General features: G+C 54.6%; 25 protein-coding genes. 5 read left to right on the top strand and 20 right to left on the bottom strand.

From position 1 onward, the window contains the following. Positions 1-13: 13 nt before the first annotated feature. The 3 genes from btuC to I2D83_RS13185 all read right to left on the bottom strand — a co-directional run bounded on the left by btuC (position 14) and on the right by I2D83_RS13185 (position 2346). Entirely contained in the window at positions 14-1051 is a 1038-nt protein-coding gene (btuC, locus tag I2D83_RS13175) for a vitamin B12 ABC transporter permease BtuC (protein WP_205946672.1), read from the bottom strand. A gap of 136 nt (positions 1052-1187) precedes the next feature. Further along, positions 1188-1952, bottom strand: coding sequence for a class I SAM-dependent methyltransferase (locus I2D83_RS13180; protein ID WP_015840681.1), 765 nt, complete (start codon positions 1950-1952; stop codon positions 1188-1190). Positions 1953-2004: 52 nt separating this feature from the next. After that, complete coding sequence (locus tag I2D83_RS13185) at positions 2005-2346, bottom strand: cupin domain-containing protein (protein ID WP_039532204.1); 342 nt, start codon at positions 2344-2346, stop codon at positions 2005-2007. A gap of 116 nt (positions 2347-2462) precedes the next feature. On the opposite strand from I2D83_RS13185, the gene I2D83_RS13190 reads away from it, so the two are divergent. Continuing rightward, positions 2463-3179 carry a Crp/Fnr family transcriptional regulator gene (locus I2D83_RS13190; RefSeq protein WP_205946673.1) on the top strand — a complete coding sequence of 239 codons (717 nt, stop codon included), beginning with the start codon at positions 2463-2465 and terminating at the stop codon, positions 3177-3179. Between the two features lie 355 nt (positions 3180-3534). On the opposite strand, the gene I2D83_RS13195 is transcribed toward I2D83_RS13190, so the two are convergent. The 6 genes from I2D83_RS13195 to lolC form a co-directional block, all read right to left on the bottom strand. Continuing rightward, on the bottom strand, positions 3535-3702 hold the full coding sequence (locus I2D83_RS13195) for a hypothetical protein (RefSeq protein WP_205946674.1): 168 nt from the start codon (positions 3700-3702) through the stop codon (positions 3535-3537). Between the two features lie 52 nt (positions 3703-3754). Beyond that, positions 3755-4585: a Sir2 family NAD+-dependent deacetylase gene (gene cobB, locus I2D83_RS13200; protein ID WP_015840684.1), complete on the bottom strand. Its 831-nt coding sequence runs from the start codon at positions 4583-4585 to the stop codon at positions 3755-3757. 11 nt (positions 4586-4596) lie between these two features. Continuing rightward, on the bottom strand, positions 4597-5511 hold the full coding sequence (gene nagK, locus I2D83_RS13205) for an N-acetylglucosamine kinase (protein ID WP_205946675.1): 915 nt from the start codon (positions 5509-5511) through the stop codon (positions 4597-4599). 84 nt (positions 5512-5595) lie between these two features. After that, positions 5596-6843 carry a lipoprotein-releasing ABC transporter permease subunit LolE gene (gene lolE / locus I2D83_RS13210; RefSeq protein WP_205946676.1) on the bottom strand — a complete coding sequence of 416 codons (1248 nt, stop codon included), beginning with the start codon at positions 6841-6843 and terminating at the stop codon, positions 5596-5598. Then, a complete protein-coding gene (gene lolD, locus I2D83_RS13215; protein ID WP_015840687.1) occupies positions 6840-7547 on the bottom strand; it encodes a lipoprotein-releasing ABC transporter ATP-binding protein LolD in 708 nt (235 codons plus the stop codon). The genes lolE and lolD overlap by 4 nt, the downstream gene beginning before the upstream one ends. Continuing rightward, complete coding sequence (lolC, locus tag I2D83_RS13220) at positions 7540-8742, bottom strand: lipoprotein-releasing ABC transporter permease subunit LolC (protein WP_015840688.1); 1203 nt, start codon at positions 8740-8742, stop codon at positions 7540-7542. The genes lolD and lolC overlap by 8 nt, the downstream gene beginning before the upstream one ends. A gap of 142 nt (positions 8743-8884) precedes the next feature. On the opposite strand from lolC, the gene mfd reads away from it, so the two are divergent. Then, positions 8885-12337, top strand: a complete 3453-nt coding sequence (gene mfd, locus I2D83_RS13225; RefSeq protein WP_181828793.1) for a transcription-repair coupling factor — start codon at positions 8885-8887, stop codon at positions 12335-12337. Positions 12338-12463: 126 nt separating this feature from the next. Here the strand turns inward: mfd and I2D83_RS13230 are convergent, their stop codons facing one another. Further along, positions 12464-13300 carry an oxidoreductase gene (locus tag I2D83_RS13230; RefSeq protein WP_205946677.1) on the bottom strand — a complete coding sequence of 279 codons (837 nt, stop codon included), beginning with the start codon at positions 13298-13300 and terminating at the stop codon, positions 12464-12466. Between the two features lie 186 nt (positions 13301-13486). Next, on the bottom strand, positions 13487-14497 hold the full coding sequence (locus tag I2D83_RS13235; protein ID WP_205946678.1) for an AraC family transcriptional regulator: 1011 nt from the start codon (positions 14495-14497) through the stop codon (positions 13487-13489). Positions 14498-14774: 277 nt separating this feature from the next. Here I2D83_RS13235 and yegD point away from each other — a divergent pair, with 277 nt between their 5' ends. After that, positions 14775-16127 (top strand): molecular chaperone, encoded by a 1353-nt coding sequence (yegD, locus tag I2D83_RS13240; protein WP_205948186.1) that lies wholly within the window; start codon positions 14775-14777, stop codon positions 16125-16127. 62 nt (positions 16128-16189) lie between these two features. On the opposite strand, the gene I2D83_RS13245 is transcribed toward yegD, so the two are convergent. Beyond that, positions 16190-16780, bottom strand: coding sequence for a TetR/AcrR family transcriptional regulator (locus tag I2D83_RS13245; RefSeq protein ID WP_205946679.1), 591 nt, complete (start codon positions 16778-16780; stop codon positions 16190-16192). 135 nt (positions 16781-16915) lie between these two features. On the opposite strand from I2D83_RS13245, the gene I2D83_RS13250 reads away from it, so the two are divergent. Both I2D83_RS13250 and I2D83_RS13255 read left to right on the top strand, forming a co-directional pair. Then, entirely contained in the window at positions 16916-18124 is a 1209-nt protein-coding gene (locus I2D83_RS13250; RefSeq protein WP_205946680.1) for an MFS transporter, read from the top strand. Positions 18125-18163: 39 nt separating this feature from the next. Beyond that, positions 18164-19357, top strand: coding sequence for an MFS transporter (locus I2D83_RS13255; RefSeq protein WP_205946681.1), 1194 nt, complete (start codon positions 18164-18166; stop codon positions 19355-19357). 83 nt (positions 19358-19440) lie between these two features. On the opposite strand, the gene I2D83_RS13260 is transcribed toward I2D83_RS13255, so the two are convergent. The 8 genes from I2D83_RS13260 to hinT form a co-directional block, all read right to left on the bottom strand. Further along, positions 19441-19980, bottom strand: coding sequence for a glycine zipper 2TM domain-containing protein (locus I2D83_RS13260; protein ID WP_039505960.1), 540 nt, complete (start codon positions 19978-19980; stop codon positions 19441-19443). A gap of 467 nt (positions 19981-20447) precedes the next feature. Beyond that, complete coding sequence (locus tag I2D83_RS13265; protein WP_180777881.1) at positions 20448-21752, bottom strand: NAD(P)/FAD-dependent oxidoreductase; 1305 nt, start codon at positions 21750-21752, stop codon at positions 20448-20450. A 364-nt stretch (positions 21753-22116) separates the two neighbouring features. After that, a complete protein-coding gene (gene ycfP / locus I2D83_RS13270) occupies positions 22117-22659 on the bottom strand; it encodes an alpha/beta hydrolase YcfP (RefSeq protein ID WP_015840698.1) in 543 nt (180 codons plus the stop codon). Between the two features lie 162 nt (positions 22660-22821). Continuing rightward, positions 22822-23841: a beta-N-acetylhexosaminidase gene (gene nagZ / locus I2D83_RS13275; protein ID WP_205946682.1), complete on the bottom strand. Its 1020-nt coding sequence runs from the start codon at positions 23839-23841 to the stop codon at positions 22822-22824. Positions 23842-23904: 63 nt separating this feature from the next. After that, on the bottom strand, positions 23905-24798 hold the full coding sequence (thiK, locus tag I2D83_RS13280; RefSeq protein ID WP_205948187.1) for a thiamine kinase: 894 nt from the start codon (positions 24796-24798) through the stop codon (positions 23905-23907). After that, a complete protein-coding gene (lpoB, locus tag I2D83_RS13285; RefSeq protein WP_015840701.1) occupies positions 24779-25360 on the bottom strand; it encodes a penicillin-binding protein activator LpoB in 582 nt (193 codons plus the stop codon). The genes thiK and lpoB overlap by 20 nt, the downstream gene beginning before the upstream one ends. A gap of 21 nt (positions 25361-25381) precedes the next feature. Continuing rightward, a complete protein-coding gene (locus tag I2D83_RS13290; RefSeq protein ID WP_181828800.1) occupies positions 25382-25762 on the bottom strand; it encodes a YcfL family putative periplasmic lipoprotein in 381 nt (126 codons plus the stop codon). Positions 25763-25831: 69 nt separating this feature from the next. Then, positions 25832-26182 carry a purine nucleoside phosphoramidase gene (gene hinT / locus I2D83_RS13295; protein WP_010276226.1) on the bottom strand — a complete coding sequence of 117 codons (351 nt, stop codon included), beginning with the start codon at positions 26180-26182 and terminating at the stop codon, positions 25832-25834. Between the last annotated feature and the right edge of the window lie 191 nt (positions 26183-26373).

Raw genomic sequence — 26373 nt, forward strand, 5'->3', positions numbered from 1 at the left:
ACAAGACATATCGCTACAACCGATTACGTAATAACAGCCAGATAAACCATGGCGATCCCAGCGTAGCGGTAACCACGCCTATCGGCAACTCGGCTGCACTCAGCGCAACGCGCGCGACCGTATCCGCCAGCAGCAGAACCCCGCCGCCAGCCAACGCACAGCCGCTCAATAAATAGCGCTGATCGGTCAACCCGCACAGCCGCAACATATGCGGGATCACCAAGCCAATAAACGCGATGATGCCAGCCAGCGCTACGCTCAATCCGACCTGTACGCCCATGACCAGCACGAGCATCGTGCGCCAGCGATAGACCGGAATGCCCAACTGACGCGCCTGAATCTCGCCGAGCGTCAACCCGTTCAGCACCGTCCCCTGACGGCTTAACCACAGCAGTAGCGGCAAGAGCGCCAACATCAGCCAGCCGTGCCGCCAGTCAATGCCGCTGAAGCCGCCCATCATCCAGTACATTAGTTGGCGTAAATCGAGACTGGTACTGAAATAGACGGCCCAGGTCATCACCGCACTACAGATAATGCCGAGCGCAATGCCGATAAGTAATAGACGGGTATTGGAAATATGACGACGGGCAAAATGAAGTAACAGAAAGGTAATCAGCAGCGCGCCAGCTATCGCGCTCAGACTTAACGTCCAGACGGGCAACAGTCCCTGCCCCAGCAGCACCGTCAGCACTAAGGCCACGCCTGCGCCGTTCGCCACACCCAGCAGCCCCGGCTCCGCCAATGGATTATCAAAGACGGCCTGCATCACGGTGCCCGACATTGCCAGACTGGCCCCCACCAGCATCACGGCCAGCGTTCTGGGCAAACGCAACTGCCAGACAAAGAGTTGCTGAGCCTCATCCAGCCAGGCCGTCGGCCAAATCCAGCGTTCTCCGGCACACAAACTGACGACCAGCGTAAGCGCGAGAAACGCCAACAGCAGTACCAGACTCCGACGATCGCGTCTGTACTGCTGTTGTTTTAGCTGGCTGTAGTGAGGCAACTGCGTCGCGTGCTTTAGCGGGATATCACCCGGCGATAATGGCTGCATTGTTCACCGTAACAAGGGATCCAGCGCAATGAAAAAGCGCAGTTAAGATAACGTCCTGTCACATATGTTAAACGATTTCGCCCGCCTTACACGCTTTTTCCTTGTTATCGCAATGCAATCAAAATGAATATGAACGCTACTTCGTGCTGCATACCGCAATATAGTTAAGCTGGTTGCGATTGCGGCGGAAGGTATGAAACATGTTGAAGAACATGCCACGGTTTTCTTTCTTCAGCGCATTTTTTACGATGCGCGCCGCGCCAGCCAAACCTTCATCATAAATCAGCCCTTGTGGCGTCAGCAGCGTCATTGCACCGTTATCGTAGCTAACCTTGCTAAAACCACACTCCTGAAACAGCGTCACCCAGCGCTCACGCAGCATCGGCTGAGCATGTACGTTGATCGCTTTATGCATCTGTTCCACCGCCTGCAATGCCCCGGTATCTTTCTCGGAGAGCAGCATAATATCGTGAGTAATCAGGCGGCCACCCGGTTTCAGCACGCGATAATATTCAGCAATAATCCGGCTTTTGGCCTTGTCGGCATACATCGTCAGCATGGCTTCGTTAATCACCACGTCAAAGTGATTATCGGGAAACGGCAGTTCCAGCGCATTCGCCTGCATAATCGTGACCTGCGAAGCCAGACCGTTCGCCGCGACATTTTCCTGCGCCTTCTCTAGCGCGGCTTTATCCATATCCGCACCGATGACCTGGCAGCCAAAACGACGAGCGATCTCCATCGCCGTAGTGCCCATATTGCAGGCAACTTCCAGCACGACGCTGTCCTGCCGGAACCCAGCCTGACTGAGCAGCCACTCGGTTGCTTTCCTGCCGCCGGGACGCAGACGTTTTTTCCCCAATCGAGCTAAAAATTTATGCCCTGCTTCATGATCGCTCATACTCTCACTCCTTAATTCTGTTTATCGCGTTAGCCGTTTATGAAATAGCTGTTTAGTTCGTTTTCAGCGTCTTCAACATGGTCAGCAACATACGCGACGACTGCTGCGCATCAACGGCATGTGGGATATTGGCTGGCATACGCACCAACGTGCCAGGCTGCGCGACAACGGGTTCGCCACCGATCGTCAGCAATAATTCACCTTCAAGTACCATAACCAGTGCATCATAAGGCGCACTGTGTTCACTCAACCCCTGCCCCTGATCGAAAGCAAACAGCGTGACATTGCCGCCGTCGGTACGGGCCAATACGCGACTGGCGATACCGTGTTCGGTTGGGGTAATCAATTCATGGAGAACCAGCGCCTGTGCCGCCGGAAGGGTATTTTCTTTCATAGAAACGCTCCGCTATTCTCGATTCGGCGTGCCGTGATTTTGCTTGCCGAATCCATGCAAGTGATTATTATTTTCATTTACTGACTTGATGGTAATACCAGCCTCTGGGAGGGCAAATGACATTTGTCAAAAAGGCGCTGTCGCCCGATGAATACGGCGAGGTGCTGTTTCAGCATGACTGGATGCGCGGTGAACCCAGCAATGTGGTGTGTGAGTTATTGGCAAAAAGCGAGCGCCTGTTTTTCCGGCAGGATGACGTCCTGTTTCGTGAAGGCGACAAAATGCAGCACTGTTTGCTGGTTGAAACGGGAAAGTTACAGGCTTTTCGCCATACCTATGGCGGGGATGAAAAGATCTTCGGACAATTTGAACGCAGTGAGTTTGTCGCCATCGCGGCGGTGTTTATGGATCACGGCCGTTTCCCGATGAATATCCGCGCGTTGAGCGATGGCCATACGCTGATGATTCCACGGCAGGATATTCACCAGTTCTGTTTACAGCGCCCGGAGCTGGCGCTGCGTTTGCTCAACTATCTGGGCAAAAAACTCTATTCGACGATCAACCAAATCGACTGGCTGACATCCAGCTCTGCGCCACAGCGTCTGGCTGATTATCTGCTGCGGCAGCACCACATTCAGCAAACGCAGCAGCTGACATTACCGGTGAGCCGAGGGCAGCTCGCAACGTCATTAGGGATGCGCGGCGAAACATTGAGCCGATTGATGTCCGACTGGAAGCGGCAAGGCTACATTGCCTATCGGGGTCATCAGGTGGAATTGTGCGATATGAATTATCTGAAAGAACTGGCGGCCGAGGCCAGACGGACATTCTGATCGTTCTAAGTCTTTGTCGATTCAGGCATGACGGGTGGATAGAACAACGGTGGTTATACTCTAAATAATTCAAGTTTCAGGAAGGCGGCAAGGGAAGGAATCCCGATGAGCTTACTCAAGTAAGTGATTCGGGTGAGTGAACGCAGCCAACGCACATGCAACTTGAAGTATGACGAGTATATACATTTTGACAATTGTCATTCCCTCATCACCGAATTATCAACTACGCTTAGCCTACATTGATGAGAATCACTCTCATTAACATAATTATCTCATGCCTATCGTGATGAGATACCGTGAGGGTAACGCTATGCTGGACTTTTTCCGACGAACCTTATCTCTTCATGGAACATCGTCACGCCATGACAGCCAACAGCCACGGCATCCACAGGCGGCCTCGCCGACAGACACCGCTGCTCATGCTCGCTGTAGCGAGAGTGAATATTGTTTCTTTAACCACACAGCCATGTTGCCATTCGATCAGCTTGACGAATGCTGCTGCGGCAACGATAGAAATAAACAAGAGAAAACGTCGTCCTCATACGATTCATGACGTTTTCACTTTTTGCTGGCGTTTAAAACTTGATGCTTTGACCACGCGTCAGCCAGGCCGCGACAAATTCGGGCACGACTGTACTGGCGGGACCGTAGATTTTTTCATCAAACTGGCTTTCTACCTGGCTGGGCTCCAGATTCAGCTCCAGCGTGTAGGCACCGTGCGAATGAGCCTCATGGACAAAGCCGGCAGCGGGATACACATGCCCCGATGTGCCAATCGCAATAAAGTAATCTGCCTGCGATAGCGCATGGTAAATCTTGTCCATGTGCAACGGCATTTCACCAAACCACACTACATGCGGGCGTAAAGGCGCGGGAAATTGACAGCAGTGGCAGCGTTCGCCGACGGCGAGATCGTCCGTCCACTCAACGATCTGTCCACTTTGGCTACAGCGTATTTTCAGCAGCTCACCGTGCATATGAATGACACGCTGGCTACCGGCACGCTCATGCAGGTTATCGATATTTTGCGTAATCAGCAGGAAGTTATCTTCCAGCATCGCTTCCAGGTTGGCCAATGCCAGATGTGCGGCATTCGGCACAATTTCCGGCTGCTGTAGCTGACGGCGGCGAGCGTTATAAAACGCCTGCACCAGCTCAGGGTTACGCTGAAAGCCTTCCGGCGTGGCGACATCCTCGACGCGGTGTTCCTCCCACAGGCCATCGGCAGCGCGAAAGGTACGAATACCCGACTCCGCTGAGATACCAGCCCCCGTCAGTACCACCACGCGCGGTTTTTTCACTTCGCTTGCTGCCAGATAATCACGATGGAAAATACGCGCACGAAGACGCTGTTGCCGCATACGCTTTCCCTTATGAAAACGCCCTAATCGTTGACGCGTATACATACGTTCTCCAGCTAGTTATCCATTAAGTGTAGCAACGCCGCGCCACGTACGCCGCCCGCATCACCGTGACGCGCTTTCTCTATCCGTGGCAGTTTCGCAATCGGTAAAAGTCGTGAAGGAAGACGCGTCGGCAGAATCTGATAAATTTCATCAAAATTCGACAGGCCGCCGCCTAGCACCAGCAGATGCGGATCGAATAGGGTCAGCAGGTTACCCAAACAGGCCGCCAGCAAATCCATAAAACGGTCGACAAACTCTCGCGCTTTTTCCTCTCCACCACGATAGTGCCGGATGATGGTTACGGCAGGCAGAGCTTCACCATACATATGCTCATATAGCCATTCAAAACCACGACCGGAAATATAATTCTCGATGCAGCCAGATTGCCCGCAACCGCACTTCACGCGGGGAATGTCCACCCCGATGATATCCAGCGCGTCGGACGGCAGGCGGAGATGACCAAATTCACCGGCGATACCGTTGCGCCCGTCCACCGGACGCCCGTTAATCACCAGTCCACCGCCCAGCCCCGTCCCCAAAATTAGGCCCAAAACGACAGGATAGGAGCGAAATTCCGCGTCCCACGCTTCCGACAGCACAAAGCAGTTGGCATCGTTGTTGATACGAACATCTCGCTGCAAACGCTGCGACAGATCCGTACGCAGTGGTTTTCCCATCGCCGCAGGCAGGTTAGCAGTAAATAGCGCGCCGTTATCGCCCGTTTGTATTCCCGGTATACCGATACCGACCTTCCCCTGTACGCCGACCTGCGCGTCAGCCTCATGCACCAGATCAACCAGCGTGGCGAGCAGCTCATCGTAATGCATGCGCGGTGTCGGCACCCGCTTTTGCCACACCTTGTTCAACGCCGCGTCGAACACGCCCAGCTCAATTTTCGTGCCGCCCATGTCAAAACCGTAGTACATGACTGCTCCTTAGGGTGTGATCGCTTTCCCACACGATAGGGACTATCCCCGTCATATCTCAAGCCGCATGTGCGTTGGCTTGGCTTACTGTCCGCTCAACACGCGGGCAGGGTCAATCCGGCTGGCGCGCCGTGCCGGATACCAGCTGGCAATCAGGCTTAACACCAGCGAGGTTCCTAATACGATAAAGACATCCATCAGATGCAGTTCCGACGGCAGGAAATCAATAAAATAGATGTCGCCGGACAGCAGCTTATGGCCGATGAGTGCCTCAATGCCGTGAATAATCGGCGTCAATTGCAAGGTCGCGATCACGCCAATCACCGCGCCTATCACGCTACCCAGCAGCCCGGCCAATAGCCCGTACCAAATAAAGATAGCCCGAATCAGGCCGTCTGACGCACCCAGCGTACGCAGGACCGCGATATCGCTGCTTTTGTCTTTCACCGCCATCACCAGCGTTGAAACAATATTAAAACAGGCCACGCCGATCACCAGGATCATCGCTAAATACATGATGGTTCTCACCATCTGGATGTCCCGATACATATAGCCATAGGTGCCAATCCAGCTGCGAATAGTGACATAAGACTTCGTGACTAAACCTGCATCCCGCACCAGTTTATTGGCGGAGAACACGTCGTTAGCTTTGATGGCGATCCCCGTTACACTCTGCCCCATATCCAGATACTGTTGGGCATCCGCAAGTGGAATCAGCGCTAAACCGTGATCGAGCTGGCCGCTCAATTGTAAGATGCCGCTGATGTGCAGCCGGATGCGTTTAGGCTGCATCAGCTTCATTTCCGGGTCGCTGTTCGGGATCATCACCGTGACCCAGTCCCCTTGCGCAACATTCAGCGCCTTTGCCACACCTTGCCCAATGATGACCTGCTGTTCGCCCGCGTGAAACCGCTGCCATGCATCATTGAGAACATAATTAGGCAGCGCGCTAAGACGTTTCTCCTGCTGAGGATCGACGCCTTTTACCTGAACTGCCTGAAGTTTGGCACCGTTCTCCAGCAGACCGGTGAAATTGATATAAGGCGCTGCGGCTGCAACACCAGGCACCTGTTCGATTTTAGGCAGGATGTCCTGCCAGCCGTCGAAAGGCTGATTGACCGGCGCGATCTCGCCATGTGGCACGACGGCGAGGATGCGGTTATTCAGTTCACGTTCAAAGCCATTCATCGCACTCAGACCAAGAATCAACACCGCCACGCCGAGGGCAATCCCTAACGTCGAAATAACTGAAATCAGCGAAACCATGCCGCCACGCCGACGGCCACGGCTAAAACGCAGGCCAATCAGCAACGAGAGCGGAGGAAATGTCATTGCCGCGCTCCCATCAGGGTCAGCTCTTGCTGCAATTGACCATCACGCATTTCCAATTGGCGGTTCAGTCGGCTAGCCAGTTGCAGATCGTGCGTCACCACCAGAAACGCAGTACCCTGCCGGACGTTCAGCTCTCCCAGCAGTTCGAAAATGGTATCCGCCGTGCGCTGGTCGAGGTTACCCGTCGGTTCGTCCGCCAGCACCAGAGACGGACTGTTAACCAGCGCTCGTGCAATAGCGACACGCTGCCGCTCACCGCCGGACAGCTCCGACGAACGGTGGTGGCTGCGCGCCTCCAGCCCGACAGCCGCCAGCATTTCCCGTGCTTTATCCTGCGCCTGCGAGGTTGGCACTTTACCAATCAGCAGCGGCATCGCCACATTTTCCAGCGCGGTGAAATCCGGCAATAGATGGTGGAATTGATAAATAAAACCCAGCTCGCGGTTGCGTAAATCTGCCTTTGCCGCCGCCGAAAGTGTATTCAGCGACTGACCTTTAAAGATAACCTCGCCCGACGTCGGCGTATCCAACCCGCCCAACACATGCAGCAACGTACTTTTGCCCGAACCGGAACTCCCGACGATTGCCATCATCTCCCCGCTGCTCATCTCAAAAGAGACGTCGCGCAACACGTCAGTCGACAGCTTGCCGTCCTGATAGCGCTTGGACAGGTTGTTGCACTGCAATAACGATAAATTACTCATAGCGTAAAGCCTCAGCGGGTTGAACGGCGGCGGCGCGCCATGACGGGTAAAGTGTTGATAAGAGAGCAATCACCATCGCGGAAATGGCAATGGTCACCACCTGCGCGGGATCAATATCCACAGGTAACGCGGCGCCATCGAGCAAGACGCCCAGTATTGGCATCAGCGTATTCAGTTGGCTGGCCAATAGCGTCCCCAGCAATGCCCCTAACAACGCGCCAATCACGCCAGCGCTGCCCCCCTGCACCATAAACACCGCCATAATCTGGCGTTGAGTCAGCCCCTGCGTTTGCAAAATGGCGACTTCACCCTGTTTTTCCATCACCAGTAAACCCAGCGAGGTAATAATGTTGAAAGCGGCCACGGCCACGATCAGGCTGAGCAGCAACCCCATCATGTTTTTCTCCATGCGCACGGCCTGAAACAGCTCGCCTTTACGTTCGCGCCAGTCTTTCCAGACCGTGCCTTCCGGCAGCGTTTGCGTGCTCAACGTATCAACCGATAGCGGTTTTTCCAGCCACAAACGCCAGCCGGTAATGTGGTTCGCCGGATAGCGCATCAATCGAGAGGCATCCTGCTGATTGACCAACAGCTGATAGCTATCCACTTCGCTGTTCGCGGCAAAGGTGCCGACAACGGTGAAGATACGCTGGCTGGGAATACGCCCCATCGGCGTTAGCTGGCTGGCACTCGTGACCATCATGCGAATCTGATCGCCAGCTTTAACCTCTAGCTGTGCGGCCAGTTTTTCGCCCAAAATGACCTGATACTGACCGGGTTGCAGCTGCTGCTGTTTGACGTTGACCAGATAGCGCGACAGCGGCTCCTGCTCGTCAGGATCAATCCCTAACATCACGCCCACGGCAACGCTGCGGGCGCTTTGCAGCACCACATCGCCCGTCGTCAACGGCGCAATGCGCGTCACGCCGTCCAGCGAGTCTAAGGAGGAAGCAGGAATCAACGCCGGGTTCAGCGAACCTTGCGGTGTAGAGATGACCGCTTGAGGCATCACGCCCAGAATATTGTCTTCCAGTTCGCGCTCGAAGCCATTCATCACGGAAAGCACGGTGACCAGTGCCATCACGCCCAGCGTGATACCAATGGCGGATAACCAGGAGACAAACCGGCCGAAGCGGTCTGATGCACGCCCACGCATGTAGCGCAGGCCAATAAATAAAGCGACAGGTTGATACATGAAATCCGTCTGGATAAGGTTGCCAAAGCAAAGTGATCAAGGATAATAAAGGGTAGTACTGCTTTATGGAACCCTAACACCCTCACTCTACGGCTTTTTCTTATTCTTGGCCGGATGCAGGGAGGCGAGACCCGATAATCAGATGATGCCTGAAAATTACCGTTATTCGCTGCCATCCAAAGCCGGTGAGCAGCGCCTGCTGGGCCAGTTAACCGGCGCTGCCTGCGCCGTTGAATGTGCAGAGATTATTGAACGCCACGCCGGGCTGGTGGTGCTTATCGCTCCCGATATGCAAAATGCCCTGCGCTTACGCGATGAGATTCAGCAATTTACCGACCAGCACGTCACCACGCTGCCTGACTGGGAAACGCTGCCCTACGATAGTTTTTCTCCGCATCAGGAGATTATTTCGACTCGCCTTTCCACGCTCTACCAACTCCCCAACATGACGCGCGGTGTTCTGATTCTGCCGGTTAACACGCTCATGCAGCGCGTCTGTCCGCACAGTTTCCTGCACGGCCATGCGTTGGTGTTGAAAAAAGGCCAGCGCCTCTCGCGCGATAAGCTGCGTTCGCAATTGGAGCAGGCGGGCTATCGCAGTGTCGATCAGGTCATGGAACACGGTGAATATGCCACGCGCGGCGCGTTGTTAGATCTGTTCCCGATGGGGAGCGAAGAACCCTATCGTATCGATTTCTTTGACGACGAGATCGACAGTCTGCGTCTGTTCGATGTGGATACGCAGCGCACGCTGAATGAAGTGCCGCACATTAATCTGCTGCCTGCGCACGAGTTCCCAACGGATAAAACCGCCATCGAACTTTTTCGCAGCCAGTGGCGCGAACAGTTCGAGGTACGGCGCGATGCCGAGCACATCTACCAACAGGTCAGCAAAGGCGTCTGGCCCGCAGGGATCGAATACTGGCAGCCGTTATTCTTCAGTGAGCCGCTGCCATCGCTGTTCAGTTACTTCCCTAATAACACGCTGATCGTCAACACGGGGAATATCGAACAGAGCGCCGAGCGCTTCTGGCAGGATATTCAGCAGCGTTTTGAAAGCCGCCGTGTCGATCCCATGCGCCCATTACTGCCGTCAGATTCACTCTGGCTGCGGGTAGAAGGTCTGTTCACGGAGCTGAAAGCGTGGCCGCGCGTGCAGTTGAGAACCGATACATTGCCGGAAAAAGCCGCCAACGTGAATCTGGCCTATCTGCCATTGCCAGAGATGGCGATTCAGCATCAGCAGAAATCCCCGCTGGATGCACTGCGCCGCTTCATCGAACAGTCCGAAGGTCAGGTCATTTTCTCCGTCGAGAGCGAAGGCCGTCGCGAAACGCTACAAGAGCTATTGGCACGCATCAAACTGAATCCTACGCTCATCAGCACGCTGGAACAGGCTCAGGAGCGTGGCACCTACCTGATCATCGGTGCCAGCGAGCACGGTTTTATCGACACGCTGCGCCAGCGCGCCTTAATCTGCGAAAGCGATCTGCTGGGAGAACGCGTTAGCCGTCGTCGTCAGGATAATCGCCGCACGATCAATACCGATACGCTGATCCGCAATCTGGCGGAACTGCGACCGGGGCAGCCCGTCGTCCATCTTGAACACGGCGTTGGTCGCTATGCTGGGCTGACAACGCTGGAAGCCGGCGGCATCAAGGCTGAATACCTGATTTTGACCTATGCGGGCGAAGACAAACTGTACGTCCCCGTTTCTTCATTGCATTTGATCAGCCGCTACGCAGGCGGTGCCGATGAAAATGCACCGCTGCATAAACTGGGTGGCGATGCGTGGTCACGCGCACGGCAAAAAGCGGCGGAAAGAGTACGTGATGTCGCCGCCGAACTGCTGGATATTTATGCCCAGCGCGCAGCGAAAAGCGGTTTTGCCTTTAAACATGACAAAACGCAGTATCAGCTTTTCTGCGAAAGCTTCCCCTTTGAAACGACCCCCGATCAGGCGCAGGCCATCAACGCCGTGCTGAGCGACATGTGCCAGCCGCTGGCGATGGATCGTCTGGTGTGTGGCGATGTCGGTTTTGGTAAAACCGAAGTGGCGATGCGCGCCGCGTTTCTGGCGGTTGAAAACCACAAGCAGGTTGCCGTTCTGGTGCCAACGACGCTGTTGGCTCAACAGCATTTTGACAACTTCCGCGATCGCTTTGCCAACTGGCCCGTGAAGATTGAAATGATCTCTCGCTTCCGCAGTGCGCGTGAACAAACTCAGGTGCTGGAGGAAACACAGGAAGGCAAGGTCGATATTCTGATCGGCACCCATAAGCTGTTGCAGAGCGACGTGCGCTGGCGCGATTTAGGGCTGTTGATTGTGGACGAAGAACACCGCTTCGGCGTGCGTCACAAAGAGCGCATCAAAGCGATGCGGGCGGATGTCGATATCCTGACGCTAACCGCTACGCCGATTCCGCGCACGCTCAACATGGCGATGAGCGGGATGCGCGATCTGTCGATCATCGCCACGCCCCCTGCCCGTCGTTTAGCGGTAAAAACGTTCGTGCGCGAATATGACAATCTGGTGGTACGCGAAGCCATCCTGCGTGAAATCCTGCGCGGCGGGCAGGTGTATTACCTCTATAACGATGTCGAAAATATCGAAAAAGCCACTCAGCGACTGGCGGAACTGGTGCCGGAAGCACGTATCGCTATCGGGCACGGCCAGATGCGTGAACGTGAGCTGGAACGGGTCATGAACGACTTCCACCACCAGCGTTTTAACGTGCTGGTGTGTACCACCATCATCGAAACCGGGATCGACATCCCGAGTGCCAACACCATCATCATCGAGCGTGCCGATCACTTCGGTCTGGCGCAGTTACACCAGTTGCGTGGCCGCGTCGGGCGTTCCCATCATCAGGCTTATGCCTACCTGCTGACGCCGAACCCCAAAGCGATGAGTACCGATGCGCAGAAACGTCTGGAAGCGATCGCTTCGCTGGAAGACCTCGGCGCAGGCTTTGCGCTGGCAACGCACGATCTGGAAATCCGCGGCGCGGGCGAGCTGCTTGGAGAAGACCAGAGCGGACAGATGACCAGCGTCGGTTTCTCGCTGTATATGGAACTGCTGGAAAGCGCTGTCGATGCTCTGAAAGCGGGTCGGGAGCCGTCGCTGGAAGATCTGATCAACAGCCAGACCGACGTCGAACTACGGTTACCGGCCCTGCTACCCGATGATTTCATTCCCGACGTCAATACACGCCTGTCGTTATACAAACGTATCGCCAGTGCGAAAACCAGCGACGAGCTGGATGAGCTGAAGGTCGAGCTGATCGATCGTTTCGGCCTCCTGCCCGATGCAAGCCGCTATCTGTTGCAGATTGCTGCCCTGCGCCAGCAGGCGCAAGCGCTGGGTATTCGTCGTATTGAAGGCAATGAGAAAGGTGGATTTATCGAATTCAGCGAGCAAAATCGCGTCGATCCCTCTCACCTCATCGGCTTGTTACAGCGCGACCCGGGCACCTACCGTCTTGATGGCCCAACCCGCCTGAAATTTATGAAGGATTTAAGCGATCGCCCGCAGCGCATTGAGTTTATCGGTTCGCTGCTGGGGAACATGGCGCAGCATACGCTGGCGGCGTAATTCGCTTTGACGAGTATAAACGGGAACCTTTAGGTTCCCGTTTATACCAACCGCTCCCGTGCTGTAGCCATATCACGCCAGTGGCCGGCCACGCTACGTCGGAATTCATCTCACTTCCTTTTTATCTCATTTAGTTGAGCGAGAAATACCGGTCGCCATACGCATGAAGCGGTCAAAGGCACGGTCTGATAGCAGCCGACGTATACACATTATCGGCTTTGCACCAAAACCGACGGCATAGCGTGTTTTGGGCCGACGAGCGCTCACTGCCAGAGCGATAGTGTCAGCAATCACATGCGGGGAAGACTGGCGTTTCCGGCTACTTTCACTCACCATGGAATCGGCCATCGCCTGTGCCTGTTTTGCATAGGCTCCGTCCCCTGATACACCCAACAGTTTCGCGGCGGCAATATCTGCCCACTCGGTTTTAATGCCACCGGGTTCAATGACCACGACATCAATACCGAAAGGCTCCACTTCCAGACGCAGGCAGTCGCTGATCGCTTCCAGTGCAAATTTGGTTCCGTGATACCAGGCACCGAGAGGTGTATAAATCTTCCCTCCCATCGAGGTAATGTTAATCACGGTGCCAGAACGTTGTGCTCGCATATGCGGCAGTGCCCGTTGCGTTAGCTGTACTGCACCAAAGACGTTCACCTCAAACTGGGCGCGTCCTTCCTCTAGAGACACCTCTTCCACAGCGCCATAGGAACCATAACCCGCATTGTTTACCACAACGTCGATACGTCCACATTCGGCAATGATGGTATCCACCACCGTCTGTATCGAGACACTCTCTGTCACATCCAGCGGCAGTACCCGTATCCCCGCCTCTGCCAGTTTCTGCATCTTCTCGACCCGACGAGCAGCATAAATAGTATGGCCGGCGGCCTTTAAACGCATAACGGTCGCTTCACCAATCCCCGAGGAGGCGCCAGTCACCAGAATAACTTTTGATTTCATACATTGGCCCTTATTGCTGACATAACACGGTGACGCACGCGATGTGCTCATCATCGTCCTTGTGATGTACTTTAGGCGACAATATCAACCACGGGGATAGCGTATTGCGCCATGTCACTTGCCTTATGCGCCAATCATCAAAGCCGGTATTCAAATAGCGTGGCGTTGTTACGGTAAGGCGGTTTGTCAGTGTAAGCGTGCCGTATTGCGAACGCTGTCCGGCGTCTGGCCCGTCCACTCATGGAACGCGCGGTAAAAAGAGTTCGGATCGTCAAATCCGAGAAGAAAAGCGATTTCGCCTGCGGGCATTGATGTGCTCTCCAGATAATGTCGCGCCAGTTTTTCACGCGTACCGTTTAGCAGTGAGCGAAAGCTTTCTCCTTCTTCTTCCAGACGCCGCTGGAGTGTCCGCCTGCTCATCGCCAGTCGGCCCGCAACCACATCGACACCTGCGCTATTACCGGGCAGCAATTCCAATAGCAGCGCCCGAACACGCTCGGTAATACTGGCCTTCTCATCCAGTTCACTCAGGCGGCGACGAAGTTCAGGCTCGAAAATCTTCCACATTCCATCACTGGCAGTCAGGAATGGACGCAGGCTGTCGGTTGATGAAAAAGTAATTAACGGCTGTGGGCCATGAACAATGTCACACCCAAAAAAATAGGTGTAATGGCGGGAATAAGGCGACGGCGGGAGCACCGGCAGAGCAACATGAAGCGCATTGACAGATTCACGCGTACCCAGCTCCGCCAAACGAATAAAAAAGGCAAGCTCAGCAATCTGCAATGAGAATGGCACCTCACTCTGTGCATACAGCCAGACAGGTGCCAGCGTCATATTACCATCCTGACCTACCCGGATATCCAGACGCATCGGAGCCATCAATTGCTTGTACTTTGCCAGTCGTTGAGCGGCCTGCATCAGGCTGGTGCTGCACAGCGCGGCAAAAAGTGGAGGATCAAAAAAGTCAGCGGAAACCTTTTTCACGATATCCAGAGGAAATAACGGTGCACCGACCTCCTCTTCAAGCCCCTGCCAAAAGCGAAAATATTCTGCCGTCGAGAGCCCCACTGCGCTTCTCGACAATAAATCATCCGGCAGACCAGCCCTGCGCATTACATTCACAGGCCGAACACCCAAATCCTTCAACAAGATCTTCCAGCCCGCGTTGAGAAAAAATATTTCGCTGCGTGTCATCTTCACTTCTCAGACCATCTGGTGATGGAATCATCGGTTGATAAGCAAACTGTCATTCTAGGGTAAAATAAGGACAGAAAACTTGCTATATGCGCCAGAATGGTGGTAATTCATGCCATCGCCGGGCGATACATCAGACTTTACAAGCCCTGCCAGAACGCAGTAAAGTCGCCACCTTTTTTTATGGCCTGCCATTTCTGGCGGCCTCCCTTCCGGGCCGTCGCCGGTGCGACGTTAAACGTTTTTCCCGGAAATTTTTATGGCATGGGGCACGACGATGTTTATCGGTTTTGACTACGGCACGGCGAACTGTTCCGTGGCAGTGATGGATTCAGGTACACCACGGCTCCTGTCGCTGGAAAAGGATTCTCCTTATCTTTCTTCTCTGCTGTGCGCGCCCGTGCGTGAAGCCGTGAGCGAGTGGTTATGGCGGCACCATCAGGTCAGCGCTGAGGGCGAGAACGCGCTGTTGCTCAAACGTGCCATCAGCTATAACCGCGAGGAAGATATTCGCGTACAGCCCGATAGCGTGAAGTTCGGGCGCGAGGCGTTACGCCACTATATGGATGACCCGGAAGAGACGTGGTTCGTTAAATCGCCGAAATCTTTCCTCGGAGCTGTCGGGCTGAAAGCGCAGCAAATCGCGCTGTTTGAAGATCTGGTTTGCGCCATGATGCTGCATATCCGCAAGCAGGCAGAAAGCCAGCTTGACCAGCCTATTCGTCAAGCCGTTATCGGTCGCCCGATTAACTTCCAGAGCATCGGGGGCGAAGAAGCCAACCAGCAGGCGCAAGGGATTTTAGATCGTGCGGCACACCGTGCCGGATTTGAAGACGTTGTCTTTCAGTTTGAACCCGTCGCCGCCGGGCTAGATTTCGAATCGACATTGACGAAAGAGACACGCGTGCTGGTCGTGGATATCGGCGGCGGAACCACCGACTGCTCCATGCTGCTGATGGGGCCAGAGTGGCATAAGCAGCACGAACGCGCGCAAAGTTTGTTAGGGCACAGCGGCTGCCGCGTTGGCGGTAACGATCTGGACATCATGCTCGCGTTCAAACAGCTCATGCCGCTGCTTGGCATGAATAGCGAATCAGAAAAAGGCATCGCTCTGCCGATCATGACCTGGTGGAATGCCGTCGCGATTAACGATATTCCGGCGCAAAAAGAGTTCCATAGCACCGCCAGCCGCGCGTTAATCAACGAAATGATCCGCGATGCCCGCCAGCCCGAGCTGGTGAAAAGGCTGCTGACCGTGTGGCAACAGCGCCTGAGCTACCGTCTTATCCAACTGGCGGAAGAGAGCAAGATTGCCCTGTCCCATCAGTCCGAGACGACGGCCGATTTGCACTTTATTGAATCAGGTCTGGCAACGTGCATTCATGCGGATGAACTCAACGCCGCCATCGATAATCCACTGACTCGCATTCAGCAGCAGGTAACGCTGGCGTTAGAAACCAGCCAAACCCGCCCGGAAGTCATTTATCTGACCGGCGGTAGCGCACGCTCTCCCCTATTGCGTCAGGCCATTCAGCAATTGCTTCCCGATATTCCTATCGCCAGCGGTAATGATTTTGGTTCTGTTACCGCCGGACTGGCGCGCTGGGCAGAGATTATCTTTCGCCGTTAAGCCAAAGACGAGACGTAAGCTATGCGTCTCGTCAGGCCATCGTGTTATTTATTTTTGATTAACTAGTGTGGCTTGACTAACAGCCCCCGTAGCAGCAATTCCAGCGCGGCAACACCTTGTGTCAGCCGCGCATTACCATCCTCTCCGTCCGCAATCCAGAATGCCGCTTCGGCCAGACTGCCGTAGATTAAGAACGCCAGCGCCTGTGGTTCGGCTTCAGCCACTACACCTTGCCGGATAAGGTTATCGATCAGCCGCTGCATCGACTCAACGCAATGGCGCTGTGAATCCGGTGAGGCCCCCCCCAGCACGGCACGGGCATCGCGCAGCACAATCCGCTGAATCTCCGGTTCCAGCGCCATTTCCAGATAGGCACGGCAACGACGGCGAAAACCGTCCCAAGCATCCTCGGCGGTATCGGAAATGACTTGCAGTCGTTCATCCATCTCGGCATCGATCTGTTCCACCACTGCCGCGAGCAACCCCTTTTTATCACCAAAGTGGTGATAAAGCGCCCCACGGGTCAGGCTCGCCTGCGCGGTAAGATCGTCCATTGAGGTATCCGCATAACCGCGTTCGCTGAAGACCTTACGGGCGGTCGCCAGCAGCGTAGCACGGGTTTCTTCCATTTCAGCACGGGTACGACGAACCATCGACACTCCTTTACATACACATAGTATGATTATTTACATTCACCCCGTATGAATATATGCTTTTATTCATACGCCTTGTATGTATTGTCGCTGTGCCGCGATGTGGTGGCAAGCGGATTCACTTTGGAGAACAAGATGGTTAACCCATATCGCGAGCTTTTCTCTGCGCCCGGCACAAAAGGCTTTGCGCTGGCTGGCCTGTTGGCGCGGATGCCGCTGCCCATGACAGGCATCGGCATTATCACCCTGTTGTCGCAACTGCACGGCAGCTATGCGCTGGCTGGCGCAGTCTCTGCCACCTTCGTCCTGACCTACGCACTGCTGTCACCGCAGATCTCCCGTCTGGTCGATCGTTACGGGCAAAGCCGCGTGTTGCCCATCGCAACCGCCGTCAGCGCGATCGGCATGCTGCTTCTGCTTGCCTGTTCCTGGTTACAGGCACCGGAGTGGACCTTATTCATCGGTGCCTTGCTGGTCGGTTTCATGCCCAGTCTATCGGCGATGGTGCGCGCGCGCTGGACGGCGATCTATCGGGGAGATCCCCGCCTGCAAACCGCCTACTCGCTGGAAACCGTGCTCGATGAAGTCACCTTTATCGCCGGACCACCTCTGGCTGTCGGGCTGTCCGTCGCCGTTTTTCCACAGGCTGGCCCGCTGGCGGCAGCGCTCTTGCTGGCTATCGGGGTGTTTGCGCTGGTGACACAACGCAGCACCGAGCCAACTGTGGCAGCAATGAGTACCAGCACCGATCGTTCCGGTTCGGTGTTCAAACAGGCCAACATACGCCTGCTGACGCTGTTGATGGTCGCGATGGGCATCATCGTGGGCACCGTAGATATCGTCAGCGTAGCCTTCGCCGCCCAGCGTGGTCAGCCAGTGGCGGCCAGTCTGGTCTTGTCAGCGTATGCCGTAGGTTCCTGTCTGGCCGGACTGCTGTTCGGCGCTCTCAAGCTGCGAACCGCACTACACCGCCTGTTGTTGCTGGGCGGTTTGGCTACGGCAATCACCACGCTCCCTCTGCTATTCGTTGGCAGCATTCCCGCACTGGCAATGGCCGTCCTGATCGCCGGACTATTCTTCGCCCCGACCATGATCGTGGCGATGTCGCTGGTCGAGCGTCTGGTGCCCGAGCACCGTCTAACCGAAGGCATGACCTGGCTGCTGGCAGGGCTGAATATCGGCGTAGCGCTAGGCGCAGCGGTATCAGGTCACGTTGTTGATAACGGAGGCGCGCGGGTTGGGTTCACCGTGGCACTGTGCGCTGGCGCGTTGGTGCTGCTGGTCGCGCTGTGGGGCTATCTGCGTCTGCGGGCAAACGCCGCTTCGCTTGCCAATGCCGCCTGACGGTGACATCACGCTCTTCCCCCGATTAAGGACTGAACTATGAATACGTCTTCATCTATCCCGATGAACGGGCCTGCACAGCATCTCTGGCTGGCCGTCGTCGCCGTCGGCCTTGCAACCTTCTCTGTGGTCACGACGGAAATGCTTCCGGTCGGCCTGCTGAACCCGATTGCCGATACGTTGCATACCTCTACCGGAACTGCAGGCTCAATGATCTCCCTGCCCGCCCTGCTGGCTGCGCTGTTTGCCCCGCTGGTGGTGATCGTGTCCGGCGGCATAGATAGACGCCGAATTCTGTGTGGGCTGTTGACACTACTGGTTATCGCCAACATCGCCTCGGCACTGGCACCGAATATAGGTTGGATGCTGGCTGCGCGCGTGCTGGTGGGTTTTTGCATGGGCGGCATCTGGGCGATTGCCGGCGGTCTGGCTGCCCGACTTGTTCCCGAGCACGCCATCGGACTGGCAACATCGATTATCTTTGGCGGCGTCGCAGCGGCTTCCGTACTGGGTGTACCGTTCGGCGCACTGATCGGTGATGTCGTCGGGTGGCGCTGGGCTTTCGGCGGCATGGCTATGTTTAGCGGGCTGGTACTGATGCTCCACCTCGCGGTCATACCTGCGTTGCCCGTTGCCCATTCAGTCACCATACATCAGTTCGCCAAACAGCTAACCAACCGTAAGTTACAAGTCGGATTGATTCTGACGCTGCTACTGGTCGCCGGACACTTCATGGCCTTTACCTTCGTGCGCCCGCTTCTGCTCTCGGTATCAGGATTTGAGGCGCGATGGATTGGCGCACTGCTGTTCGCTTATGGCATTGCTGGTATCGTCGGCAATTTTCTGGCGGGCCTCATCGCAGCAAAGCGCACCGCACTGGCCTTGATGGCGATCGCACTGGGGCTGCTGTTGACCCCGATATTGTTCCTGACCATCGGTGCCTCACACATCGGTGGCGGCGTGACGCTGCTGGCCTGGGGGCTGGCCTACGGCGGTGTGTCCGTCGGGTTGATGACATGGATGATGAAGGCGGCACCCCACGCCGTAGAAATTGCCGCCGCACTGTATGTTGGCGTTTTCAATATTGGCATCGCGCTCGGGTCATGGACTGGTGGCCAAGTCGTAGATAGCTCAGGGCTAATCACAACGCTTTGGCTCGCAGGTGGATGTACCGCTGTCGCCCTGCTGTTATCCCTGAGCATGACGCGGATCGAAAACAACAAAATAGGATAATGAAAAAAACCGCGAGCACCTTATTCAGGCGTCTCGCGGTTTTTAGAGATGGTGTCAGCGCAAAAACGTAGACGTAGGGTAAATCAACTCTGCTGATTCAGAATCAACTGACCGTTCCTGTCCACTGGAATTTGTGTGCCAGGATCGCGATCCATGCGGATTTTACCCTGCTGGTCGCCGATTTTATAGGTGACATCATAACCCAAAACTTTTTGTGATTTGTCGTACACCGTCTGACAACGCTGCTGCTGTGTCGTGTACGTATCATTTTCCTGCATACCGCTTTGTACGCGGTTACCGGCATAACCGCCCGCCAGTGCACCCGCTACCGTCGCGATATCTTTACCGCGTCCGCCACCAATCTGGTGCCCCAGCACACCACCCGCGACAGCACCCAGCACCGAGCCAGCAATCTGGTTTTCATCCTGTACCGGACGACGATGCGTCACGTTTACGTTACGGCACTCCTGACGAGGCGTTTTGACCGTCTCTTTAATCGGTGTTGCCGTTAGCACCTGTGCAAACTGAGGTTTAGAGGAGAACACGTCCATACTCGCCACCGCCGCCACACCCAATGCAGCAGCCACACCAATACCTACACCCGCTAACATTGATTTGTTCACAGGATACCTCCCGAATCTATTCTCACGCATTCCCCATCTGCAACCCCGTCGTAAGATTTGCTTTACGCCAGCTCGCGTTTAACGCGATGAGTCCGATGGTTCCTTCTGAATATCAGCATTCAGAATTTTCGACGTGCGTGCTACGCCATCTGTAAACAGTGGAAAGTCTGCACAATGTTTCACACTCTCGCAATAAGACTAATTAACCAAAAGTGTCAGATTCGTAACATAAAAGCGTCATTTGGGAATTATCTTAACTGGAATTGCTAATAGGACGATATTTTATACTGTTATTTCAGGGACTCAGTAACACGGCGAATAGAGGTACGGCTAAGGGACAAAGTCTTGTGAACGTACTGATGGGGAGGCACGTTTTTTCGAGAGAACCAAAGCAGGCCGATGAGAAAAACAATACGGGCGCAAACTCACGTTCACGCCCGTATCAGAAGGATGTCAGCCGTTGTGGATTAATGCAATTTGAGGCGCGGGCGAATCACCCGGTTGATCCCACCGACCAGCATCATCAGACCCGTTTTCACATAGCCATGCAGAGCAACCTGGTGCATACGATACAGGGAGATGTAAACGAAACGCGCAATCCGCCCTTCTACCATCACCGATCCCCGCATCAGGTTCCCCATCAGGCTACCCACTGTACTGAATTTAGACAGCGAGACCAGAGAACCGTGATCTTTATAGACGTATGGTTTCAGCGTCTGTCCGTTCAGCAACGCAATGATGTTACTGTGGCAGCGAGACGCCATCTGGTGCGCCGCTTGCGCGCGTGGTGGCACGAAGCCACCGCCTTCCTGCGGGCAGGAGGCACAGTCACCGATAGCGAAAATGTTGGGATCGCGCGTCGTCTGTAGCGTCGGTTCAACCACCAGTTGGTTAATCCGGTTTGTTTCCAGACCAGCAATCTCTTTCATCGCATCCGGTGCTTTAATCCCTGCTGCCCAAACCATCAGGTCGGCTTCAATAAATTCACCGTCCTTCGTATTCAGGCCGCCACTTTCCGCGCTGGTCACCATGGTTTTTGTCAGCACACGGACGCCAATATTGTTCAGTTCCTGATGTGCTGCCGCGGAAATACGCGGCGGCAGCGCAGGTAAAATACGCTCACCCGCTTCCACCAGCGTGACGTTCAGCGTTTGGTTATCAAGCCCGTCAAAGCCGTAACTGTGCAACTGTTTCACCGCGTTATGCAGTTCCGCAGACAGTTCAACCCCCGTCGCACCGCCGCCCACAATCGCGATATTCACCCGCTCTTTTTCATCCTGATTCGCCGTGAATTTCAGGAACAAATTCAGCATTTCATTATGGAAACGACGGGCCTGTTTCGGGTTATCCAGGAAAATACAGTGATCTTTCACGCCCGGCGTACCGAAGTCATTTGAGGCACTGCCTAACGCCACCACCAAAATGTCATACGGGATACGACGCGCCGCAACCAGAACGTCGCCTTGCTCGTCACACACTTCGGCCAGTTGGATCTGCTGCTGCTCGCGGTCGATATCCGTCAGCATGCCCAGTTGGAACTGGAAATAGTGATTACGGGCGTGCGCCAGATAGCTTAGCGCATCCATGTCGTCGTCCAGCGAGCCGGTTGCTACTTCATGCAGCAGCGGTTTCCACAGGTGGCTATGGTTACGATCCACCAGCGTGATCTCTGCTTTTTTCTTGCGTCCTAACTTGTGGCCCAAACTTGTAGCAAGTTCAAGTCCGCCAGCTCCCCCGCCGACAATGACAATTTTTTTGGTTGGTGATGTCAAAATGACCCCCTAAAATGTGAACCAATGGTTAATAAAGAGTAAAAAATAATATCCTTATATAACATAGGGTTCGCGTAAGTTAAGCCTGATATATGCAGCAAGAATAGCACGCTAGGTTATTTGGTCATACCAAAATTGATATATATCAATTTATTTTGTCACCCAGGTTTTTACCGAAAAAATTCCATCTTTATTTCAGTGAATTAGCGGAAGTCGGTGTGAAGAAAAAATGCTGAATCGTGTGCAAATGCCTCACGGCACGCACTAAGAAAAGTAAATAAATCGCGTTATTCCTCCCAATCCCCCAAACGAGGGCATCAGAAGGAATGATGAGCAGCGATTAACATATTATCGCTAAAGTGGCTTAACCCAGCGTTTTGAAGGCTTTGATCCGCTGCAAATGGGGGGAGATACTTTTGAATTTATGCGTCTGAATGTCGTCCCAGACAATCTCGTAATACGCTCCCAACATCTGCGCACTGCGCTGGCTGTCGAGCATTTCATCATGACGGGAAAGCATCACCATGCAGCGATCGCGATTCTTTTCACGAAAATTCGCCACGCACTTGGTGGCGATATCTACATACTCTTCCGGGCGATCGATTTTCCCGCCCATGTTTTCCTGCGGGAACAGGTTAGGATTGACGATGACTTGCCGTATGTCACACAGGAAACCGACCCGTTCTGCCCAGAACCCCCCCAATCCCACGCCGCAGATCAGCGGACGATCGTCGTCAGAATGCTGAATCATCTTGTCCACCTGCTTTAGCAGATGTTGCATGTCATGACGCGGATGCAGCGTGCTGTAGCTAATCAGCCGTACATCTTCATCAATAAACTGAAGCTGTAAGACCTTTTCATGGTTACCGGGACTGGTTGAGTCAAAACCGTGTAAATAGATAATCATCTTTCATCCTCACCACTGACTGGGTTGCCTATTTCTCGCCATTTTTATACCCGTCATACTTCAAGCTGCTTGTGCGTTGGCTTCCCTTACTCACCCCAGTCACTTACCTAAGTAAGCTCCTGGGGATTCGCGCAGTTGCCGCCTTCACGCAACTCGAATTATTTAGTGTATATGCGCCTGCCAGCGCTCGCTGAGTGATGTGAGCGCTTGATTAACCAGCTTCCAGCGCGGCGAATCCAGCAGTTCCCGACGAGAAAACGAACCCTGATGATATAAGCGCGTCAGTTGCTCCGCTTTGACCGGGGACAGGTTATCCAGCACGCTGACCGCACCTTCCCGATGATTGCAGACCAGAATCATGTCACATCCCGCCTGCAATGCCGCCTGCGCCCGCTCGGGGTAACTGCCCATCACCGCCGCACCTTCCATCGAGAGATCGTCGGAGAAAATAATGCCATCAAAACCCAGTTCTTCACGCAACACCGTTTTGAGCCAATAGGGCGACCCACTTGCCGGACGCGGATCGGCCTCCGTATAAATCACATGGGCAGGCATGATCGCATCCAACTGTTGACGCTGGATCAGCGCTTTAAAAATCAGCATGTCGTGTGCGCGAATCTCCGCAAGTGGACGCGGATCGCGCGGCGTTTCTTTATGTGAATCGGCGCTAACCGCCCCATGACCGGGGAAGTGCTTACCTGTCACCTTCATTCCCGCACTGTGCATGCCGCGAATAAAGCTTTGTGCCACCGCCAGCGCGGTCTCTGGATTGGCATGAAATGAGCGCTCGCCAATCGCAGCGCTTTGGTGGCCAATATCCAATACAGGGGCAAAGCTAATGTCGATATCCATCGAGATCATTTCTGCCGCCATCAGCCAGCCGCCCTCTTCCGCCAGACGCAGAGCGTCTGATTCGCTATTTAACGCCGCGAAGGCCTGTGCGGCAGGCAGGCGAGTAAATCCATCACGAAAACGCTGAACGCGCCCGCCTTCCTGATCGACGGAAACCACAAGACGTTCACGCGACGCCGCGCGGATTTGGCGCACCAGTTCACGCAGTTGCGCCGCATCATGAAAATTGCGGGTAAACAGAATAACGCCGCCAACCAGCGGGTGTTCCAACACTTCACGATCTTCCGCATCCAGCTCATAGCTGGCGACATCTAACATTACCGGACCCACAAAAACCTCATTCTTTAAAGTGTACTGCTGAGTAAAATGACCACGACAACAAAAGCTATACCATCAGTCTGGCTGTAGCCGATGACCCAATTGTAGCCGATGATAGATCGCGGGAATGTCCGCTAAAAATTCGGGGTTCTTCGTTTGCTGCCAGCGTATCTCGAACCACATCAATACCAGATAATCGACCCAAGGGAACCACTGCCTCATCTGTTGCTGAAGGCGGTTCACGGAAAACCCTCGCCGATGCCTCTGGTAGCTCTGCAGAAAATACCTTTGCGCCATACTGTCCATCTGGCTGGCTCGCACAATAAACGCCAGTTCAAAGGCAATATCGCCATCTGAGGCATATTCCCAGTCAATCAGCATCGTTCCTTGTGGCGTGATTAGCAGGTTTTCAGCATGCACATCCAGATGGAGAGGCGCCAGCGCCAAAGGCGTGGGCAATGGCGCTCGCTGAAAATAATGATGGGAGCGCAGTAGCGCGGGTGAACGGCGGTGCGGATCCATCAGTTGCCAGTGTTGAGCGAATAGCATTTTGATATCGAGAGGATGGCCGCAACGCGGCAGGCGATGAAGCCGAGACAAGACACGCGCCACTTCGCCATTAGCCAACATCATCAGGAACTCATCAGATGTGGCAATGCGCCCCGGCACCCACTCGACAATCAGCCAGTCGTCGCGCCACAGCAGCGGCCGTGGCGCAAGCCCTATCGCGGACATCCGCCGCAGCAGGGAGAACTCTCGCTGGCGATCGACGCCCATCTTCCGCTCGGTTGGCGACTGCCGACGAGCAAGCCATTCGATACCCGGGCCACGAATACGCCAGCTTTTACTACTTAGCCCACCAACCAGCTCAAAGCGAATATCCGCTATCTCTACAGCGGGGAAATGCTTCTGGATCGCCGCCGTCAGCTGTTGCTGGATACCTGCCTGCTTAATGCTGAACGGCGCCATTGCCTGACCATACAATTTCACCGGTCTGCACCAGCATCAGTTGCATGTCGATCTGTGGCGATTTCACATCACCGCTGACGTCGCTATACAGCACATACTGTGCGCTGACATAACGCGCCAGGCCAATCGCCTTGCTGCGCGACCCTAAACTGTCATCAACCGACAAACCCAGCGTTTGTTTCGCGGCGGCCAACTGCTCACGCGGCACCAGCGTAAACGCTTTGCCTGAAGATAACGCGCTGTACAGTGCGCCTGTCGCTTTCGCAATCGGCAATGAACCGTTAGTGTTGTTTTTCACACTATCCACCAGCAGGATACTGCCCGGCGTGACGCCATCGGCTTGTAGCATCTGCGCCACCAGCGGATTAATGCTGGCTTCCCAGTTCAACGTCTGGATTTTCGGCGGTTGCGGTACAGATTCACCCGGCGGTAGCGTTGGCGTGGTTGGCACTTGAGGCTCAACGGGCTCAATCGTCGCTGGCGGCTCAGTCGGTTCCGGTGGGCGGCTGGGGCACCCTGTCAGTACCAATGCCGCCAGTATCACACCTAGATACTTTTTCATATTTTCTCTCTCTGCACACCATTACAAAAACAGATGAAGGCGAACCTGGCGCGCAGTGGGACTACTGCGCGTTGAAAACACCGTCATTTCCGTCTGTGGCGGGAGTTCAATGGACTGCACGTCTTCGAACGGCAGCACATCCAGCCCATTTTCATCATACCAATAGAAACGGTAATGTACGGTCACCGCCTGTGAGGCGTCGTTGCTGACGACGGAAGAAGCACGCAGCCGACCCTTTTCTGAATCCAGCGACGGATTCCCCGCCGTAATGCCCGCCGACAGCACGGGTGCATCCAATACCAGCGTTTGCCGTTCATTGATGGTCAGCACCTTTGGCGCGCTACAGCCCGCCAGCAGTCCGGCGATCAAACACGCGGATAGAAAAAGCATCGGGTTACGCATGATGTTCTCGCATGATGGTTTTCTCGCACGATAGTCTACCCATGACCATCGAATCTGGTTCTATAGGATCTAGTTTGCCAGTAAAGGCCCTAATGCGCGGCCACCAAGCAGATGCATGTGGATGTGATAGACTTCCTGCCCGCCGTGTCGGTTGCAGTTAATGATCAGGCGATAGCCGTCCTCGGCAATACCTTCCTGCTGCGCAATTTTGCCCGCAACCGTCACCATCCGTCCCAGTGCCGCTTCATGCTCCGGCGCAGTATCGTTAACGGTAGGGATCAAGACATTCGGGATAATCAGGATGTGAGTGGGTGTGCGAGGAGCAATGTCACGGAAGGCGGTGACCAGTTCATCTTGATACACGATATCGGCAGGGATTTCCCGGCGGATGATTTTACTAAAGATGGTTTCTTCAGCCATGATTGATTTCCTTGTTAAAGCTGGCATTGAACGACGTCATGTAGGCAGTATGAGTGACATATTCCATTTCTTTCAACCTTCTTCGTCTATTTCTGGTGCGGGTGGTCAAAATACGACTCCCAGTAAAAACCAGAAATACGCCGCCTTCTCCCGAAAACAGCGACGCTATCGCCCCTGCGATCAGGATTTCG

This window comes from Pectobacterium aroidearum (genome assembly GCF_015689195.1).
GTDB classification, from domain to species: domain Bacteria; phylum Pseudomonadota; class Gammaproteobacteria; order Enterobacterales; family Enterobacteriaceae; genus Pectobacterium; species Pectobacterium aroidearum.

Bases quoted from the DNA above. Each gene is read 5' to 3' on its own strand.
- lpoB (WP_015840701.1), bottom strand. From the start codon at position 25,360: ATGAAAAAGTATCTAGGTGTGATACTGGCGGCATTGGTACTGACAGGG.
- I2D83_RS13180 (WP_015840681.1), bottom strand. From the start codon at position 1,952: ATGAGCGATCATGAAGCAGGGCATAAATTTTTAGCTCGATTGGGGAAA.
- I2D83_RS13255 (WP_205946681.1), top strand. From the start codon at position 18,164: ATGAATACGTCTTCATCTATCCCGATGAACGGGCCTGCACAGCATCTC.
- lolD (WP_015840687.1), bottom strand. From the start codon at position 7,547: ATGAGTAATTTATCGTTATTGCAGTGCAACAACCTGTCCAAGCGCTAT.
- ycfP (WP_015840698.1), bottom strand. From the start codon at position 22,659: ATGATTATCTATTTACACGGTTTTGACTCAACCAGTCCCGGTAACCAT.
- I2D83_RS13185 (WP_039532204.1), bottom strand. From the start codon at position 2,346: ATGAAAGAAAATACCCTTCCGGCGGCACAGGCGCTGGTTCTCCATGAA.
- cobB (WP_015840684.1), bottom strand. From the start codon at position 4,585: ATGTATACGCGTCAACGATTAGGGCGTTTTCATAAGGGAAAGCGTATG.
- hinT (WP_010276226.1), bottom strand. From the start codon at position 26,182: ATGGCTGAAGAAACCATCTTTAGTAAAATCATCCGCCGGGAAATCCCT.
- nagK (WP_205946675.1), bottom strand. From the start codon at position 5,511: ATGTACTACGGTTTTGACATGGGCGGCACGAAAATTGAGCTGGGCGTG.
- I2D83_RS13190 (WP_205946673.1), top strand. From the start codon at position 2,463: ATGACATTTGTCAAAAAGGCGCTGTCGCCCGATGAATACGGCGAGGTG.
- I2D83_RS13235 (WP_205946678.1), bottom strand. From the start codon at position 14,497: ATGACACGCAGCGAAATATTTTTTCTCAACGCGGGCTGGAAGATCTTG.
- I2D83_RS13250 (WP_205946680.1), top strand. From the start codon at position 16,916: ATGGTTAACCCATATCGCGAGCTTTTCTCTGCGCCCGGCACAAAAGGC.
- btuC (WP_205946672.1), bottom strand. From the start codon at position 1,051: ATGCAGCCATTATCGCCGGGTGATATCCCGCTAAAGCACGCGACGCAG.
- yegD (WP_205948186.1), top strand. From the start codon at position 14,775: ATGTTTATCGGTTTTGACTACGGCACGGCGAACTGTTCCGTGGCAGTG.
- lolE (WP_205946676.1), bottom strand. From the start codon at position 6,843: ATGACATTTCCTCCGCTCTCGTTGCTGATTGGCCTGCGTTTTAGCCGT.
- I2D83_RS13290 (WP_181828800.1), bottom strand. From the start codon at position 25,762: ATGCGTAACCCGATGCTTTTTCTATCCGCGTGTTTGATCGCCGGACTG.
- thiK (WP_205948187.1), bottom strand. From the start codon at position 24,798: ATGGCGCCGTTCAGCATTAAGCAGGCAGGTATCCAGCAACAGCTGACG.
- mfd (WP_181828793.1), top strand. From the start codon at position 8,885: ATGATGCCTGAAAATTACCGTTATTCGCTGCCATCCAAAGCCGGTGAG.
- I2D83_RS13230 (WP_205946677.1), bottom strand. From the start codon at position 13,300: ATGAAATCAAAAGTTATTCTGGTGACTGGCGCCTCCTCGGGGATTGGT.
- lolC (WP_015840688.1), bottom strand. From the start codon at position 8,742: ATGTATCAACCTGTCGCTTTATTTATTGGCCTGCGCTACATGCGTGGG.
- I2D83_RS13245 (WP_205946679.1), bottom strand. From the start codon at position 16,780: ATGGTTCGTCGTACCCGTGCTGAAATGGAAGAAACCCGTGCTACGCTG.